1 protein-coding gene is annotated in these 2,339 nt (G+C 62.1%); it reads left to right on the forward strand.

Annotation, left to right across the window (positions count from 1 at the left end; translation table 11 throughout):
- The first annotated feature begins 583 nt into the window (after positions 1-583).
- Positions 584-2,149 (forward strand): arylsulfatase, encoded by a 1,566-nt coding sequence (locus tag QSJ97_RS24420; protein WP_285675105.1) that lies wholly within the window; start codon positions 584-586, stop codon positions 2,147-2,149.
- Positions 2,150-2,339: the final 190 nt, after the last annotated feature.

The following is a 2,339-nucleotide window of genomic DNA, read 5'->3' on the forward strand; positions in this document are numbered from 1 at the left end:
TGAGATCCGGCACCTTCGGGTGACGGTGAGACGTCCCGGGCAGGGACGACGGATGGGATGAGCTCGGATTTGCCCGTTGCGCCATGAGCCCGAGGTACAGATTGGGAGCTTCCCGCCCTCCAGAGTTCGCATCTTGTGGCGGCAAGCCGACCACGGACAGAAGCACGGACCTGCTCGCTGGACCGTCATCGCCATTGACCAAACCCGCCCGATCACAGAAATGGGAAATACCGGAGGATATTTGCGTTTTAGCCTGCGGGAGCCGCATCTTCCCCAGGTGCGGGCATGTCCGCACATGTTCGCACCTCCCGGGCGCCGGGCATTCGTCGCACGCTCGTCCCGAAGATTCGCCCATGCGTGACGCGCCCCCTGAAAGGGCGTGGCCTGCAGCGGCGAGAACGCCCTCGGGCCCCGGCCATGGATGCGATGCATGCGATCCTCGATCGTTTCCCGATGCGCGTTCTGGAGATCCTGCGGCGCGACCGTACCCCAGGTCTTCGACCTTCTGGCCGATCCGCATTCACAGACACACAGGAGATCATCGATGACTTAGACGAGAGTAGCACTTCTCGCTGGCGGAATAATGCTGGCCGGCCAAGCGTCCGCCCAGGACCAGCCCCCCAACATCTTGTTCATCATGGGGGATGACATCGGGATGTGGAATATAGGCGCCTATCATCGCGGCATGATGGCCGGTGAGACTCCGGCCATCGACAAACTCGCCGCCGAGGGCGCGATCTTCACCGACTACTACGCCGAGGCGAGTTGCACCGCCGGGCGGGCGAACTTCATCACCGGTCAGCTTCCGATCCGTACCGGCCTTACCACGGTCGGCCAAGCCGGTGCCACGGTCGGCATGCCCGCGGAGGCCCCGACAATCGCCACCGCGATGAAGGAGCTCGGCTACGCCACCGGCCAGTTCGGCAAGAACCATCTCGGCGACCGCAACGAATATCTGCCGACGGTCCACGGTTTCGACGAGTTTATGGGGTATCTCTACCACCTCGACGCCATGGAAGACCCGTGGCACCCGAGCTACCCACAGGACCAGAAGGCAAAGTACGGTCCGCGAAACGTGCTCCACACCTTCGCCACGGAGGAGGAGGACCTGACCGAAGATCCCCGGTGGGGCAAGGTCGGCAAGCAACGGATCGAGGATCTGGGCCCGCTCCCTCCACATCCCGTCGAGGGCATCGAGTTCAACATGGAGACCTTTGACGAGGTCATCCGCGACCACACAATCGACTTCATCGACAGGGCGCATCAGGCCGGCACGCCGTTTTTCATCTGGATGAACCCGACGCGGATGCATGTCGTCACGCATCTGAGCGAAGAGTACGAAGGCCTGATGAACTCCGAGAACGGCTGGACTATTCAGGAAGCCGGTATGAAGCAGTTCGACGATTCGATCGGCGCTGTGCTCGATCATCTCGATGAGCTGGGCATCGCCGACAACACGATCGTTGTCGTCACCACCGACAATGGCACCGAAGGGTTTACCTGGCCCGATGGCGGAACGACCCCCTTCAAGGGCTGGAAAGGCATGGGTACGGAGGGCGGCTTCCGCGTACCGATGATCATTCGCTGGCCCAGCCAGATCGACGGCGGACAGGTCATCAACGAGGTGATGTCCGGTCTGGACTTCTTCCCGACTTTGGCCGCAGCCGCCGGCTATCAAGGCGACATCGTAGAGGAACTGAAGGCCGGCAAGGAGCTGAACGGGACTGAGTACAAGGTCCATCTCGACGGCTACAACCAGCTCGACATGCTGACCAATGGTGGTAAATCGGCCCGCGAGGAGCTCTGGTACTTCACCGGTCCGCAACTCGCCGCCGCCCGGATCGGTGACTTCAAGTACACCTTCCTCGACCAACCCGACGGATGGTTCGGACCGGTTGTGACGCTGTCATGGCCGGGCATCCACAATCTTCGCCTCGATCCATTCGAGAAGATGGGCGTGGGCGACTCGCTCTTTGCCAAGGACTGGTGGGCCTTCAACTTCTGGCGCTTCGTTCTGGTGCAGGAGAAGGTGGAGAAGCTCGCCCAAACGGCGATCGACTTCCCGCCAATGCAGCGCTCGGCAAGCTTCAACCTCGAGGGCGTCAAGGCACAGATCGAGAAGGCGCAGTCGAACCGGACAGGGAACTGATCCCCAGGACGGGCTGGCGGCGCGCACCGCCGGCCGGCCCGTCCATGCTGTCTGACCTTGCCCCGTGATCCCGGACCAGGGGCTTATTCGATCAGCGGTCTATCAGCCTTCACGAAACAGGATTTTTACGTTCAGAGAAGCTCGTGTCCCTGGGCGTTGTGTATGAGCCGGCCGTGCGCGGAGCCCCCGG

It is taken from the genome of Paralimibaculum aggregatum (assembly GCF_030270585.1).
In the GTDB taxonomy this organism is placed as follows: Bacteria; Pseudomonadota; Alphaproteobacteria; order Rhodobacterales; family Rhodobacteraceae; genus Thermohalobaculum; species Thermohalobaculum aggregatum.

Excerpts from the sequence above, each read along its gene's own strand:
- QSJ97_RS24420 (WP_285675105.1), top strand. The coding sequence starts at position 584 with ATGCTGGCCGGCCAAGCGTCCGCCCAGGACCAGCCCCCCAACATCTTG.